The organism is Paraglaciecola sp. (assembly GCF_030730205.1).
Taxonomy (GTDB): domain Bacteria; phylum Pseudomonadota; class Gammaproteobacteria; order Enterobacterales; family Alteromonadaceae; genus Paraglaciecola.
On sequence record NZ_JANQVQ010000045.1, the window covers coordinates 15585 to 30514 of the forward strand.

Here is a 14930-nt window from a genome sequence, read left to right on the forward strand (position 1 = left end):
AAAAGCAAACTTAGGAGTAATTAACAAATGAACCAAAAATCAATAGCACCTGAAAAGCCCTTTAGAGTAGAAGTGGATATCACAACTACGCCACCTACATACACCTACTATAATCGAAGAGGTGTCAATTGTGACGGTTCAGTCAGCGTAACCGAAGCGAACACCGCAGTGAGTTATAGCTTGATCAATAACACTAACAATCTAATTTTTGCTGCACCAATTATTGAAGCTGAAGATCCTAGCGACCTCACTATTTTGATTTCCAATAATCAGCAAACAATCACCTTCTATGATAAAGATCTCACCAACGAATCAGTATGCATAAAATTAGTGGTAGTAAAACCTACTGTGCCAACCAATCCTTACGTTAGTCTCGATCCCATTATGAGAAATGTGCCAAATTAGATTATCTACATTGGCAATCTCAATAAATATGTCTTCGCGCTAGTACTCAGTTGCTAGCTTTTTTACTTCCTTCATTCCCATACTCACTCTACCGAAAACATTCCGTCATAAATTAAACTATTAAAAACAACAAGTTAAAATCAGAAGATTACCGGAAGGTTAAAGTACATCGATTTATCTACACTTCATTCCATCGAATTGAGCAGAACACATTCTGTTCAAATAAAGCCAAGTGCCAAAGGCAATGAGTCGTCTTTTGTAGTTGTAAAATAAACAGCAAATGTTGGAGAGAAATCAATGAAACTGATACTAGTCATTTATATCGGCTTGCTTACCTTGTTAGGCTATGTGGTTCAACTAGGTTTACCCACCCAGAATTTAACACTGGCCTTTATCGCACTGAACATCGTTTTTTTACCCATCATCATCGCTTACTTGCTCAAGTTTTATTTCACTTTCTCATTACGGCATAAAAATTACTAATAAAAACATGTGGTTAAGATAATAAGACGAGCAGAAGCGTAGCACTTCAACGTCCTACTACAGTGACGTAAATCAACAAGTCTTCGTGTAAACAATGTGCGTAAGTTAAGGAAGTAACGATGTCTGACTTTAAAAAAATAAAAACGTATGACGCATACAACACTGAGCAAAACTCGATAGTAGAGCGTTTTGCTATTCCACTGTCCAACGCCAAAATGGGCTCGTTTATCAGCATGATCAATGTCATCGCAGAGGGGATTTTTGTGGTGAACGCCGATGGCGTTATCGAAGTCATCAACCCTATCGCAGCCAAATACTTTGGTAACTCACAAGATAAATTAGTCGGACAAAAGTGGTTTCATTACTTGCATGACCGTCACCGTGAACATTACGAATATATTTTTTTAAATTGGAAAGACAACAATAAACTTCCTCTTAATCACGGTCCTAAAGAGGTTTTGTTAAATCGCGCCGATGGCTCGTGGTTAGAAGCTGATTTATCGATTTCATGTTTGCCAGAAAGCTTAACTGATAATGCCCCACTATTTGTTGGTGTAGTGCATAACCTAACCAGCCATAAAGCGGAATATAGCGAATTACGCCGCCAAGCGAGCACTGATCATTTAACGGGCTTAGCCAATCGTTTTAACTTAGAAAAAACCCTAAATTCGAGCTGGAACGACTGTTTAATGCATGCTCAGCCACTGAGTCTAATATTGATAGATGTGGATTATTTCAAACACTTTAACGACCAATTTGGTCATGTCAATGGTGACAAATGTCTACAGCGAATTGCGCAAACTATTAATAGTTGCCTGCCTTCACGAGATGCCCTAGCTGCCCGCTATGGCGGCGAAGAATTTGCGATTATATTACCGCGTAGTCATGCACCAAATGCTGAAACAGTGGCCAGGCGTATTCAGCAACAAATTAGTATTCTTAATTTTAGTGATTTAGGCTTGCCTGCCAACTTTAGAATAAGTGTGAGCCAAGGTATTGCATGTGAGCACAATGGCCAATACCGCACCCCTGAAGCATTGATATGCGCAGCGGATACCGCGCTTTACCGCGCCAAGTCAGAAGGCAGAAACAGAATTAACCTAAGTTTATAACGATCAACATCCTTGGCCAATGGTGGCGGATGACACTCCGCCCCTTGGTCTTTTTTATTTATACTGTCACTTCAAACAACTGACCAATGCCCATCGACACCAGCATTGCCAGCGCTCCCCATATTAGCACCCGCAATGCAGCCTTAGTTTTTGAGGCACCACCCACATGGGCAGACACACCGCCTAATAAAACCAATGAACCCAGCGAAATAACAATAATCGTTGGGATCAGGTTTTCCACCGAAAATAACAGCACAGTAATAAGTGGCAGGGCGGCACCCGCAGAAAATGATAACGCAGAAAATAATGCTGCCTGTAAAGGATTACCCTGCGCTAACTCGGTTATACCTAGCTCATCACGTGCATGGCTGCCAAGTGGGTCAACTTCCATTAATTTCTTGGCCACAGTAAGGGCTAACTCACTGTCTAGCCCGCGTTTCCGGTAAATCGTAGCAAGTTCGTGTACTTCGGCCGTCCAGTTTTCGTCTAGATGTTGTTGCTCGAGTGCAAGCTCGGCTCGTTCAATGTCGGTCTGTGAACTCACAGATACATATTCACCGGCTGCCATTGACATTGCCCCTGCCACCAACGCGGCTAACCCCACTAAAAACAAATGGTCTGCAGCAACACCTGAGGCCGCAATACCAACCACTAAACTGGCGGTTGATACAATGCCATCGTTTGCGCCCAGCACAACGGCTCTAATCCATCCAATACGTTCAGCTTTGTGTTCGTGATTGTATTCCATGTTAGCCCTTAAACTTCAGCATTCGTTTCAGTGTGCCGTCTTTCTTAATAAAATGATGAAACAATCCAGCAACAGCATGAATACCAATCAATACGTAACCCAGCTTACCCATGGTTTCGTGAATTTCTTCAATTTGATGGGCCAATTCTTTGTTTTCCTCAACTAGTTGCGGCAAAGACCATGAAAAAATGTGAATAATATGCCCTTCGGCACTCACTAATGTCCAACCCAGCAGTGGCATTGCGATCATCAGTCCATACAACGCAATAAACATTAACTTAGAGGCCCACTGTTGAAATGCACCATAGGTTTCACGCTCAGGAGTGGGTGTCACTAAACGAACTAATATGCGAAACCACACCAAGGTAAAAATCGACAAACCCAATAGGTAGTGCGTGGTTTTAATTAAATCACGAGCTTCGGTTCCCCTTTCAAACAGACCGCGCAATTCAATACTGGCATACACACCAGCCAATAAAATTAACATCAGCCAGTGCAACCACACGGATAGAGGTGAATATTGCTTTTGCATCATCGATTTCCTTGTAGACCAAGTGCTTGATACTAGAACATGGACCAAGCATGTTTGTGTTAACGAATTCGTAAACTGAGTGCATGTTACCAATGAATTATGATTGTACGCTTAAGGTTTTTAATAAACAGGCACGATTCTGTTTATATTTGAGTGTGATAAGCCGATAGCGACGGGATGTTTAATAATTTAGCTATTGTTCACAATAGGTAATAACGATGAACAAAAATTAATATTGTCCATCGTCATATTGAGCCTTTGTGACGCTGAGTTGGCTTAAAAACCTCTTGTTTGACTCATCAAGGTAATTTCATCTGCGCGCATGTATAGTTTGTTTTCTTTATATTGCGCTGCTGGCAATGCACCGAGTTCAACCGCTTTTTGGATGGCGCGCTCAATGACTTTTTCAGCTTCAACCGTTTCATCTAACATGCCTATTTTTGCAGCCGTTTCAGGGTCGTAACCCCGTGACTGAATAATAGCTTGAGAATGATGCCGTGGGTCGATATGCGTTTTGGCTAAAATTTTAAGAATGGGCGCAAAGCGCATACCAATTTCAGTTTCAGGTAACTTAAGCGAAAAGTTACCTTGGGCCCCTATCCGATAATCAGCAGCTAATAACATAAACACGCCCATGCCAATGGCATGCCCTTCACAGGCAATGACCAGCGGTTGCGGGTGGCGATACATTTTTTCGGCTAAGGAAAAACCGGCCAGAAACATTTCGTTAGCCACATCCATACCTTGTGCCACTACTTTTAAATCAAAACCCGCTGAAAAGATACCGGGATTACCACAGATCACCACGGCTTTGGCTTCGGATTCAGCCCGCTCAAGAGCCTCAATCAAAGATTCTGCTAACACTTTTGTAATTGGATTAACCTTGCCGTTATCCAATGAAATTTTGGCAACCCCATTGTCCAGTAATTCATATTTCATTTTGTGCTCTTCCGCTTAACTTCATGTGGTGTTAACTATACTCGAAACACCCATCAAATTTACATGCAAGTTGTTAATTATTTTAACGTTAATGACTTATTCTGGTGCGTGGCTGTTGAGCCGATGTATCAACGAAAAGCAAGGTAGCTAAACATTTCAGTGAGGTAAAAAAAGTTCAAAAAGAGAAGAGCCAAGCGATATCAGCCAATCAATCCACAAGGCTAAGCTCTACCTTACCTGAGGTGATATTGATTAATTCACGTTTAAATACACTCAGCTCAGCACTCGCGATGGCTAAGCACACGCTAACGCGCTGATCATAGCTAGCCTGAATGTCGGCAGCGTCAAACCGCCCTATTAGGCGCCCCACCGCACCGTCATGCTCATAGTCATAAACGAGTTTTAAGTCAGTTCGATTGACTTTTGTTGTTGTCGGCAAGATTTTCAATACTTCAGTAACCGCATCAGAATACGCGCGCTGTAAGCCGCCTGTACCCAATTTGGTGCCACCAAAATAGCGCACCACTGCCACCACAATATCACCTAAGCCACTGTGCTGAAGTACTTTAAGCATGGGCATTCCTGCTGTGCCGCTGGGTTCGCCGTCGTCGCTCATGGAACGCACGGTTGTACTTGGGTGCCCGGCAATGTAAGCCCAGCACACATGACTGGCTTGCGGGTGCTGATCTCGTAAAGAGCGAATAAAGATTTCTGCTTCGTCCCGATTAGCCGCCTTAGCTGCAAAAGTCATAAACTTGCTGCGTTTAACGTCTAATTCTATGTCAACCTGAGAAGCTGGCACGCTATAGCTAAGATGCGTCATAGGCATTTACTATCCATGCTCACCGACAAGCCCTAATATTTCCAATAATTCATCCAGTTGCTGCGCCACAAAGTCAGGGCGAGATAAGGCTATCGACTCACCATGGTTGTAGCCATAACTCAAGCCAAAGGAGCGACAACCTGCATTTTTGGCCGTTTCTATATCGTGTTTTGAATCACCCACCATTAGTACTTGCTTACTCTTGAGCTGGTATTTGTTTAACAACCAGGCTAATGCCATCGGATCAGGCTTTTTACGGGCAAAGGTATCGCCACCGATAATGTCCACAAAGCAGTATGCTATATTTTGCTGGGTCAAAATAGCGGGTAAAAATTGACTGGGTTTATTGGTCAATAGTGCCATGTTTATGCCTGCCTGATGTAAGGCAGCTAATGTCGTGCTTACCGTAGGATATAACTTGCTACTTTTGTGCTCTGTTTGGGCATAAAACTCATCAAATAACTGCCTTGCTCGTAAACACAATTCAGGCGCGAGTTCAGGCTTAACAATAATATTTTGGCTCAAAGCGCGGGCAAGTAAGGTATCGGCACCATTACCTACAAAATCACGCACTTGCGTTTCGCTTACACTCGGCTGACCAAGGACCTGCAAGGTTTGGTTGGTGGCAATAGCAAGATCAGGCACGCTATCAATTAAGGTTCCATCTAAATCAAACACCACCAGTTCAATGTCAGACAATTTCACTTAAACCACTTGCCCCGCAACCCAGCCGCTGCTCCAAGCCCATTGAAAATTGTAGCCACCCAGCCAGCCGGTGACATCCATCACTTCACCGATAAAATACAGGCCTTTGACTTTTTTGGACTCCATGGTTTTGGAGGAGAGTTCGTCAGTGTCTACCCCGCCCAAAGTGACTTCTGCGGTACGGTAACCTTCGGTGCCATTAGGTTTCAGTTGCCACTGATGAAACGCTTCGGCCACTTGCTGTAACTGTTTGCCTTGGTATTGCTTAAGCGGTTTATTATCAATGCCCAAATAGCCTAAAAAGGTTTGTACATAACGTTTTGCGTAGTGGGTGGCAAGGGCAGTACTGAGCAGAATATCCGGTTGTTGCTGTAGCTGTTTTTGCAGCTCAGCGTTTAAATCGCCATGGGGGAATAGATCAAATTCGACCGCTTGGCCGGGCTGCCAAAATGACGATATTTGTAATACTGCTGGGCCACTTAAGCCGCGATGAGTAAACAGAATATTTTCGTTAAAGCTGCTGTCGTTGCAGCTTGCTCTGGCATCGAGGGATATTCCGCTGAGTTCGGCTAGTACGCTTTTGTCTTGCTCGTGTAAGGTAAAGGGCACTAAACCGGCTCGAGTGGGCAATACCTTTAAACCAAATTGCTCAGCCACTTTATAGCCAAAGGGGCTCGCACCGAGCTTGGGCATCGATAAACCGCCAGTCGCAATCACTAAAGATTCGCATTGGTACTGCACGCCAGCAGATGCGCCTTGGCTGGTTTCAAGCACAAAACCTGAATCAATCTTTTCAATACTCAAGATCTCGCATTGGTTGGTGACGCTGGCTCCGGCATTTTCACACTCAGCCAGTAACATCGTTAAAATATCTTTGGCGCTATCATCACAAAATAATTGGCCTAAGGTTTTTTCGTGATAAGCAATGCCATACTCAGCAACAAGGCCTATGAAATCCCATTGGGTATAACGGCTCAAAGCAGATTTACAAAAGTGTTTGTTACTCGACAAAAAATTTTCGTGACTGGCATACATATTGGTGAAATTGCAGCGTCCGCCACCAGACATTAGAATTTTACCGCCTATACGCTTAGCATGATCAAGCACAGCAACCGAGCGGCCACGTTTACCCGCTTGTGCCGCACAAAATAGCCCAGCAGCACCTGCACCAATCACAATAACATCGACTTGTTTTTTCAGAATCAGTACTCTTTCTTCATAAGTTGGTAACTAGCATTACATATGCTTTGGTAAGGCATAATTCTACCAGCTTCTGAGCAACATTTGGCACTGAGTTTATACGCTTCTGACGATTGTTAAAAAAGCCATCAACTGAAAATTTGACCTGCGCTATCTAATACAAAAACGCCCTGACTGAATAACAGAGATTTACATGTGTTAAGCGGTTATGATAATTGATTAATATTAATGTCTGAGCACATCCTTAGATACTCAATGGTAAACTTAACCACCATGCGACAAAGACATTAGTGCAAGCCATTTTTGTTTGCTACAAAGGACAGTTCAATGCGCAATTGCTTACCCATCTACTACGCAATTTTTTCTCTTTTTTTTATGTTTTTAGGCAAACATGTTCTGGCGCAGGAAGTTAAACCAGCAAAGCTTGATTGGTGTTTTGACAATATTAATGGCGCCCATCAAATGCTTGGCTCTCCTCCTAAGCCCAGCGGCAAAAGTCTTGAATTAATGCAGTACCTCGCCACAGAAGTTGGCTTCGAGATCAGACATTTAGCGCCTATTCCCTCGGCCCGTTGTTTGATACTCATTCAAAAAGGAGAGGTGGATATTATGACTAATCTGGTCTATCACCCAGCTTTGGCAAAATCATTGTATTTGTATCAATACCTTAAAAATCAAAACGCTATCAAGTTTGTGGTACTAGCAGATTCTAATTACACCATCGACTCTGTTGATGCTCTAATGGCGCTCGATTTTGCTTTGGTTCGTGGCTATGCTTACGGTGACAAATTAGAAGACATATTTAAAAAGACTAACGGTTCTTCCACATTTTTTGTCAACTCTGCAGAGGTTGCCCTAAACTTATTAAAGACTAGACGCGTTGATGGGGTGTTACTTCCGTTGTCCAACACCTCGAATATTGAACAGCAAAATCAAGAGCAGCATCTTTTTAGGCACCTTGATCTACCTGACGAATTGAATCCAGTTGGAGCAGTGTATGTCGGCTTGTCGAAAAAAAGTCAGTACACACACTTAGGTCCCGCTATTGAGACGGCTTTGAATAAAGCGGTCAAAAATGGCTTTATCGAAACACTAGTAACAAAAAACCGCGCCAGTGGGCCGTAATAATATCAACAACACCCTGTTCGAAGGTATCCTTGCAGGCTCAATGCTTTTTAGTGCCCAGCGATTCTAAGGGGCGCTTAAGACTGTTGGGCGAGCCGACAATAAATCCGTTTAAATCGGTATATTTTTTAACATAATAAAGTGACATCTTTTTAGCACTTAACTACATTTAATTTTCTGGTATTTTTATGGGCCATTAGGCTAATGATTCGTTTACGTAGTCTCGGAGTGTCGTATCAAATTAAGTTCATTGATCAGTAAACCTCTTAACATGCTGCAGTCATGTTGCAATGACCCCACTGCTGATTTAAAAACTCAACATTACTACCGTTACCGTCAGTTTATCGCGGTGTTAAATGTCATCCCATTAGCTAGTTTTGCCACTTACTTTATTGCTGGCTTAGGGCTAGTAACAACTTGGCAGCAAATCAACCTTTGGGCTCTTGGGGTTTGGGCGCTGTTTTTAATCATCATTGCAAGCATTAACTTAGTGTTATGGCGACGATTTGTTTGGCACAAGATCAAACCCCATAATATTAACGTGCTCAGCTGGATATTGACCTTCAATCTAGGTGTCGCAGCCTTGCTGTATGCCTCCTTATGCCTAGCCATGTTTGGTTTATTTGAAGATCACCATCGCATTCTTTTGGTTGGTACTGCTGCTGCATTTTCTGCTACAGGATGCTGGATGTTTGCTAGCATGCCCATCGCGGGTGTTTTATGGGGCGCTTTACTGCCAGGCATCTTAGGTATCGGTTTACTGTTATCTTACTCTGACAGGCATGGCGATTTGGGGCTCATATCAATGCTGTATTCGTTATTTCTTATTGTTACGGTATTGGTCACCTCCCGCAAATTTGTTACCTCATTAATAGCGGAAACCAAAATCGAACAGCAGGGTGAACTCATCAGCTTGTTACTCCACGATTTTGAAGAAAATGCCAATGACTGGTTGTGGGAAATAGACAGTAAAGGTTTTTTACGCCATGTTTCTGTTCAATTAATTAATGCATCTGGCAAAACTGAAAAAGAGCTAAAAAAACAGCCCGTAGCAGACATTATCAAAACGTTTTTGGCAGTAAATAACGAGTATAGCCAAACTGAATTTGAGAAAATTACAGACGCTCTGGCAAAGCCGTTGGCCTTTAACGATCTCCGGTTAAAAGTTAACGTTAATGAACAGCAAAGGTGGTGGTCTTTAAAAGCGAAGCCGTTGTTTGATGAGCGTAATCGATTTGTGGGGTGGCGCGGCGTAACGTCAGATATTACCGCCGCCTATAGTCGCGAATTGGAGATGACAAGGCTGGCCAATATTGATTCGTTAACGGGTTTAGCTAATCGCTATCATTTTTTAAATGTCCTAAGGGACTTGGTGCCCAACAAGGCCGACGTTACGCCATGTTATTTAATGATGCTAGACCTAGACAATTTTAAAATAGTAAACGACTCCTTGGGGCATTATGCTGGCGACCAATTATTAGTCCACTTGGCTGAGACATTAGGTAAAATTATTCCGCCATCCGCCCTACTCGCTCGTTTAGGTGGCGACGAATTTGCCATTATTATGCGAGAAGGATTAACTCAGGAAAGCGCCACCATTTTTGCACACCATTTACAGTTTGCTATTGCCAAGCCCTTTACCTTGCAAGAATACAAAATAGAAATGAAGGCAAGTATTGGTATTAGTTTTGCGCCGGATGACCAATGTACTGCGGCTGATTTATTAAATGCTAGTGATATCGCGCTATATGACGCTAAAGAAGCGGGCCGGAACAAGCTCAGCTTCTTTAGCCCACAACTGCAAAAACGTGCTTTATTCAAACAAAAGCTGCTTATCGATTTAAAATCCGCCATTGTTAATCAGCAATTTTTTCTTCTTTATCAACCACAAATCGATTTGGCCACTGGCCAATTAGTTGGTTTTGAAGCCTTAGTAAGATGGCAACACCCTACCGAAGGACTCATTTCGCCTGATGACTTTATTCCACTAGCAGAGACCAGCAAATTGATCATTGAGCTTGGGGCTTGGGTATTGCAACAAGCATGCAGGGACGCTGTTTTATGGCCTGAGCATTTACGAGTGGCGGTCAATGTTTCAGGGGTGCAGTGCGAAGATATAAGGCTACATAAAGTCATTCATCAAGCGTTGGTTGATTCTGGATTGGCTCAGCATCGCCTGGAACTGGAATTGACTGAATCCGCTTTGATGAATCAAAGCAGCGAATTATTAGGTGTGTTAAGTGAGTTTCGCCAAGCTGGCGGTACCGTGGCTATCGATGATTTTGGCACTGGGTTTTCATCTTTTTCTTATTTGCATTCTTTTCCCTTAGACAAACTCAAAATAGACCGGTCTTTTGTCAAACTTTTAGGTTTTGAACAGAGCAATAACAAAGCCGAAGCGATCGTGCAGTCAATCATATTATTAGCAAAATCTCTCGACCTCAGCCTAACTGCAGAGGGTGTGGAAACCCCGCAACAACAAGTATTTTTAACTAAACTCCATTGCGATTTAGCCCAAGGTTACCTATTTTCAAAACCTATTAGTGCCGAATGCGTCACCGAATACATCGCGGAATTTGCTCCTGCCCCTCCCCATATTTAACAGACACAGTGCAGTAATTATATTGTTGAAGCTCGCCTATTTGGGAGCCCTTAATCCGACTAAGCTGCTAGACATTGCGTAGCACTTAAGTGATTGACCTTGCCTAATCATCCTTTTGCTCCTTTTACAAAAGCCTCATCTCTTCCTAAGTAATTGATTAGTAACAATAATAGTGATTACCTAAAATATTTTAATACCAAAATTTTCGATTGTGCTTGACCGTTAGCAGGGTACTTGTGATAGATTAAATGCAAATGAGAATAGTTAGCATTTAGATTAGATGAAAAACCCCCCTATTGTTTGTCTCCTGTTATATATCAGTCACGGCCTAGTAGCACATGCTGGCGATATGGAAACATTGGTTGTTACTGGCACTCGTGCAGAGATATCTCAAGCACAAAGCCCTGTCAGCATTGATGTTATTAGTGCAGCACAGTTGCAGCAAGTGAGCCAAGGGACCCTAGCGAGCGCCCTAAATTATATTCCTGGCATTGTAACTAAACGCAATGCAAAAGACGGTTATACCGTGCAAATGCAAGGCTTTGATGGTGACCATGTATTAGTGTTACTGGATAGCCAACCCCTAATCTCACCAACAGGTGCGGCGGTTGACCTTGATCAAATCAGTGTGGTGGACATTGAAAGAATTGAAGTATTACGGGGCGCAGCTTCAGTGCTGTACGGTAGCTCAGCAATGGGTGGTGTCATTAATATTATTAGCCGTAAACAGCGTAAAAATCGTCTTACAATGCATTATCAAGGCAGTAGTTATGCCAACAATGCGATAGATTCAGGCGATATTGCTCATCAGCTTCAATTGGATGTCAATCAACAGTTAGGCGTATGGCACGCCAATTTAAATTTACAAAAAATCGATGACCCCGGTTTTGATTACGATGCAACAAGCCTTGCGCAAAGTGCCCCCAGCAACGATAAATCCTTTGTCAACGTTGGTTTAAGTCGCCAACTAAACGACATTACGCTAGGGCTAAAAAGTCGTTATTTAAGCGAAGATAAATATAAAGTGCGATACGCCTTACCTGGGCAAAACAGCAATATCGGGTATTTGTCGAAAGTAAATCAATGGCAACAAGATGTCAGTCTAAGCCAAGCTCAGTGGTGGAAAGTACAAGGCCGCTATATTCAGCACAATGAAACCAGTGGCGATTCAAATGGCTTACGCGACGCAGATATTACCTTGGCAGAAATTGACAGCCAATATCAATGGAGCCTCGATTCTCTCGATTTTATCTCTGGCTTGGTACTACACCGCGATGAGCTATATCAAGAGAAACACCCTAATTCGCCAAGTGAATCAGCAACGATTGAAATAGACAATAAAAGTCGAAATAGTGTTGAAGCCTACACACAAGCAGGTTGGCAGTGGGATGAGCACTCACTATTGGCAGGTATTCGTGTTCAGCAAGATAGCGATTTTGGTTGGCATTCAGCACTGCGGATAAACAGCCTGTATAACCTAGCTAGCACCGATGACGCTCAGTGGCAATTTCGAGCCGGTGTAGGGCAAAGTTATCGAGTCCCCACCCTGAAAGAACGTTTTTACATTTTTGATCATAGCAATCTTGGTTACATGGTGCTGGGCAACCCAGAACTTCAGCCCGAAACCGCGCTCAGTAGCAATCTCGAAGTAAGCTATCAACGAGCTTTAACTGAGCCAACCAAGCACTTATCTTTAAGCGCTAATTTACACTACAGCAAAGCCAACGATTTTATCGCAACCTTGACCGACGTTGAGGCCTCAAGCACCAGTGGATTGTTGATCTCGCGATATTACAACATCAATCAAGCTTACATAAAAGGGCTTGATTTAACAGCCAAACTTAACTGGGGCGAACTCGATTATCAGCTCAGTTACAGCTTTTTGCATGCCACAAATAACAAGAGTGAGCACCTAAGCGACAGACCTACTCACCAAATTAAAGCCAATGTGAACTGGCAACTTCCCTACGACTTCAATGCATTAGCGTATTTGGTGTATGAAAGTGGCGAATATCCCACTGCGGAGCAAGTGGGTGTTGCTAGGGATCATTGGACAAGCCTTAACCTCAATATCAGTCAACAGTTTAACCAAAATTGGCGCTGGAACGCTGGCATCGACAATGTGTTTGACAACCACCAAAACAGCAATGCGATCGCGGCTGGCTTGTTAGATGTGAGGCCCCTTTCAAGCCGACGTATCTTTGTTGGCATGTCTTATCAATTTTATTAACTACAAGGAATACATATGAAGATCAGTTATTTAGCAAGCCTCACCTTGGTGATATTTCTCAGTGCCTGTGGGAGCTCCAACGACACAGCTGAAACACCCAATACGCCTGAGCCTGCTGATCCGGTAGTGACAGAAGGCACAATTGCTGGCCCCTTTAGCACCGGCTCAACCGGGGACCCTAAGACGGTATATTTTGATTTAGATGCGGGGCTTGTGGTTGATTTAACTGATGAGCAAGCGCGGAATGACAGCTCATGGGATGTGGCATTTAACCGCACCAAAGTGTCATTAAACAAACATGCAGACAACACCGTAGGTATGTATTTTACCGCCGTTAACAGCGATTTTTTCGCAGACGATAGCAGCCCAATAGCAGAAAAATTTATCGCCGCTAACGCTGAATCAGAATTAGCGGATTATCTGGCGATAAGTGCCAGCGACATACCTGCAGACGAAGCGTTTACTGGTGATTCTGAAGAGAATGTCATCGGCGCTAAATTTTATCATTATGATATGACCACCCACGTGGTGAGCGCCGCTGATGACCAGTATTTTATCGTCAATTCAGATGACGCTTTTACTAAATTTAGAGTAAAAGCCCTCACCACCGCAGGACGTACCATGTCGTCAATCACCTTGGGTGTTCAGCACCAAAGTGCCTTAGACGGTCAAACTGAATTTTCTGCTGAAACCGACCTTGTGATAGACACATCCCAATGCAGCGATGATATCTATGTGGATTTTGATCTTGGCGCCAGTTTATCGCTTAACGATGCTTGGGATATCACTTTACCCTGCGTGACCATTGACGATGTAACAGGCGCAAATTTCTCTATTCATATTGCGCCAGACGCTACCGCCTTACGTGATACCGAAAACACTTATACTGGCATTGATAGTCAAGCCTTAGCCTTTTATGGCTTTGTGCCTGATGTTACCGAGCAACTGGCCTTTGATAGTGCACCTTGGTATCAATATGGTTTAGATGGTGGACATCTGTTGTGGTCGCAATACGGGGTGTATGTGATCAAAACCAACACCGCCTATTACAAACTGCAAATCACCAGCTATTACGATGAAGTAGGTACCTCTGGTAACTACAGTTTCCGTTTTGATCCGCTTGCTACGCAATAAACCCTTGGCGAACCGAGGTTCGCCGTTCAACTAACACGAGTAATCTATGTTCAGGACATTGTTATATTTTTTCATGTTTGTATCGGGGATAGCCCATAGCGGTCAAACTATGCGCCTTGTTAGCGCCGGTGGCAGCATCACAGAAATTATCTACACCTTAGATAAACAAGACCTTATTGTGGCAACGGATAGTACCAGTTTGTCTCCCAGTGCCGCTCGAAACCTTCCCAAACTGGGTTATTTTCGGCAATTGAGTGTTGAGGGTGTATTAAGCTTTCAACCGACTCACTTGATCGGAGCACAAGCTACCGGACCTGAAGAACTTGCCGAACAACTGCGCGCGGCAGGTGTTTCGGTAACGATTTTAGGCGAGCAACGCAACCTAGGTGGCTTATATGACATGATACGCGACGTGGCTGTATTAGTTGATGCACAAGACAAAGCACAACAGCTGATTAACGCTATTGATAAAAAGGTCGCTGCATTGAAAATTCAGGCACATGTTCTTGCTCCATCCACCGCTTTGTTTGTGATGTCCACAAGTGAAAGGGGGCTAACCGTAGCAGGTGGCAATACGGTTCCCCAGGCCTTATTTGATGATGCCGGCATTGTGAATGCTGCGGCTAATATGCAAGACTATAAGGTGATGGATAATGAGTCTATTTTACGGGCTGACCCTGACTTAATTTTTGTTGCCAGCCACAATGTTTATAGTGAGCAAGCTAGATTGGCTTTGTGCCAACACCCCGCCTTAAAAGCGACAAAGGCCGGCAAAAACTGCAACATTACCACCATGGAAAGTAGCAGTGCGCTGGGTTTATCACCTAGGTATCCAGAGGCGCTACAAGCCATAATTGCCAAAGCTGCCTTGATAGAAAAACAGGTCGACTAA

Annotated in this window: 14 protein-coding genes; 8 read left to right on the forward strand and 6 right to left on the reverse strand. The window is 43.4% G+C overall.

The features are described 5' to 3' along the window. The first annotated feature begins 27 nt into the window (after nt 1–27). The 3 genes from NWQ57_RS03990 to NWQ57_RS04000 all read left to right on the forward strand — a co-directional run bounded on the left by NWQ57_RS03990 (nt 28) and on the right by NWQ57_RS04000 (nt 2000). Nucleotides 28–405 (forward strand): DP-EP family protein, encoded by a 378-nt coding sequence (locus NWQ57_RS03990; RefSeq protein WP_306020790.1) that lies wholly within the window; start codon nt 28–30, stop codon nt 403–405. Between the two features lie 297 nt (nt 406–702). Then, a complete protein-coding gene (locus NWQ57_RS03995; protein ID WP_306020791.1) occupies nt 703–888 on the forward strand; it encodes a hypothetical protein in 186 nt (61 codons plus the stop codon). Between the two features lie 233 nt (nt 889–1121). Further along, nucleotides 1122–2000, forward strand: a complete 879-nt coding sequence (locus tag NWQ57_RS04000; protein ID WP_372340884.1) for a diguanylate cyclase domain-containing protein — start codon at nt 1122–1124, stop codon at nt 1998–2000. 58 nt (nt 2001–2058) lie between these two features. Here NWQ57_RS04000 and NWQ57_RS04005 read toward each other — a convergent pair whose 3' ends face one another. The 6 genes from NWQ57_RS04005 to NWQ57_RS04030 form a co-directional block, all read right to left on the reverse strand. Beyond that, nucleotides 2059–2748 (reverse strand): VIT family protein, encoded by a 690-nt coding sequence (locus tag NWQ57_RS04005; protein WP_306020794.1) that lies wholly within the window; start codon nt 2746–2748, stop codon nt 2059–2061. A 1-nt stretch (nt 2749) separates the two neighbouring features. After that, nucleotides 2750–3283 carry a cytochrome b gene (locus NWQ57_RS04010; protein WP_306020796.1) on the reverse strand — a complete coding sequence of 178 codons (534 nt, stop codon included), beginning with the start codon at nt 3281–3283 and terminating at the stop codon, nt 2750–2752. A gap of 273 nt (nt 3284–3556) precedes the next feature. After that, a complete protein-coding gene (locus tag NWQ57_RS04015; protein WP_306020797.1) occupies nt 3557–4219 on the reverse strand; it encodes a crotonase/enoyl-CoA hydratase family protein in 663 nt (220 codons plus the stop codon). Nucleotides 4220–4427: 208 nt separating this feature from the next. Continuing rightward, a complete protein-coding gene (locus tag NWQ57_RS04020) occupies nt 4428–5048 on the reverse strand; it encodes a YigZ family protein (protein ID WP_306020799.1) in 621 nt (206 codons plus the stop codon). Nucleotides 5049–5051: 3 nt separating this feature from the next. Further along, the gene (locus tag NWQ57_RS04025; protein WP_306020800.1) at nt 5052–5747 is read right to left on the reverse strand and encodes a phosphoglycolate phosphatase; all 696 of its coding nucleotides are present in this window, start codon (nt 5745–5747) and stop codon (nt 5052–5054) included. Then, nucleotides 5748–6950 carry an NAD(P)/FAD-dependent oxidoreductase gene (locus NWQ57_RS04030; protein WP_306020855.1) on the reverse strand — a complete coding sequence of 401 codons (1203 nt, stop codon included), beginning with the start codon at nt 6948–6950 and terminating at the stop codon, nt 5748–5750. 324 nt (nt 6951–7274) lie between these two features. Here NWQ57_RS04030 and NWQ57_RS04035 point away from each other — a divergent pair, with 324 nt between their 5' ends. The 5 genes from NWQ57_RS04035 (at nt 7275) to NWQ57_RS04055 (ending at nt 14930) form a co-directional block, all read left to right on the forward strand. Next, nucleotides 7275–8072 (forward strand): ABC transporter substrate-binding protein, encoded by a 798-nt coding sequence (locus tag NWQ57_RS04035; RefSeq protein WP_306020801.1) that lies wholly within the window; start codon nt 7275–7277, stop codon nt 8070–8072. Nucleotides 8073–8343: 271 nt separating this feature from the next. After that, the gene (locus NWQ57_RS04040) at nt 8344–10674 is read left to right on the forward strand and encodes a bifunctional diguanylate cyclase/phosphodiesterase (protein ID WP_306020802.1); all 2331 of its coding nucleotides are present in this window, start codon (nt 8344–8346) and stop codon (nt 10672–10674) included. Between the two features lie 280 nt (nt 10675–10954). After that, nucleotides 10955–12904 (forward strand): TonB-dependent siderophore receptor, encoded by a 1950-nt coding sequence (locus NWQ57_RS04045; protein ID WP_306020803.1) that lies wholly within the window; start codon nt 10955–10957, stop codon nt 12902–12904. 15 nt (nt 12905–12919) lie between these two features. Then, nucleotides 12920–14038 carry an HmuY family protein gene (locus tag NWQ57_RS04050; protein WP_306020805.1) on the forward strand — a complete coding sequence of 373 codons (1119 nt, stop codon included), beginning with the start codon at nt 12920–12922 and terminating at the stop codon, nt 14036–14038. Between the two features lie 46 nt (nt 14039–14084). Further along, entirely contained in the window at nt 14085–14930 is an 846-nt protein-coding gene (locus NWQ57_RS04055) for a hemin ABC transporter substrate-binding protein (RefSeq protein WP_306020807.1), read from the forward strand.

Bases quoted from the DNA above. Each gene is read 5' to 3' on its own strand.
- NWQ57_RS03990 (WP_306020790.1), top strand. From the start codon at position 28: ATGAACCAAAAATCAATAGCACCTGAAAAGCCCTTTAGAGTAGAAGTG.
- NWQ57_RS03995 (WP_306020791.1), top strand. From the start codon at position 703: ATGAAACTGATACTAGTCATTTATATCGGCTTGCTTACCTTGTTAGGC.
- NWQ57_RS04000 (WP_372340884.1), top strand. From the start codon at position 1,122: ATGATCAATGTCATCGCAGAGGGGATTTTTGTGGTGAACGCCGATGGC.
- NWQ57_RS04005 (WP_306020794.1), bottom strand. From the start codon at position 2,748: ATGGAATACAATCACGAACACAAAGCTGAACGTATTGGATGGATTAGA.
- NWQ57_RS04010 (WP_306020796.1), bottom strand. From the start codon at position 3,283: ATGATGCAAAAGCAATATTCACCTCTATCCGTGTGGTTGCACTGGCTG.
- NWQ57_RS04015 (WP_306020797.1), bottom strand. From the start codon at position 4,219: ATGAAATATGAATTACTGGACAATGGGGTTGCCAAAATTTCATTGGAT.
- NWQ57_RS04020 (WP_306020799.1), bottom strand. From the start codon at position 5,048: ATGCCTATGACGCATCTTAGCTATAGCGTGCCAGCTTCTCAGGTTGAC.
- NWQ57_RS04035 (WP_306020801.1), top strand. From the start codon at position 7,275: ATGCGCAATTGCTTACCCATCTACTACGCAATTTTTTCTCTTTTTTTT.
- NWQ57_RS04040 (WP_306020802.1), top strand. From the start codon at position 8,344: ATGCTGCAGTCATGTTGCAATGACCCCACTGCTGATTTAAAAACTCAA.
- NWQ57_RS04045 (WP_306020803.1), top strand. From the start codon at position 10,955: ATGAAAAACCCCCCTATTGTTTGTCTCCTGTTATATATCAGTCACGGC.
- NWQ57_RS04050 (WP_306020805.1), top strand. From the start codon at position 12,920: ATGAAGATCAGTTATTTAGCAAGCCTCACCTTGGTGATATTTCTCAGT.
- NWQ57_RS04055 (WP_306020807.1), top strand. From the start codon at position 14,085: ATGTTCAGGACATTGTTATATTTTTTCATGTTTGTATCGGGGATAGCC.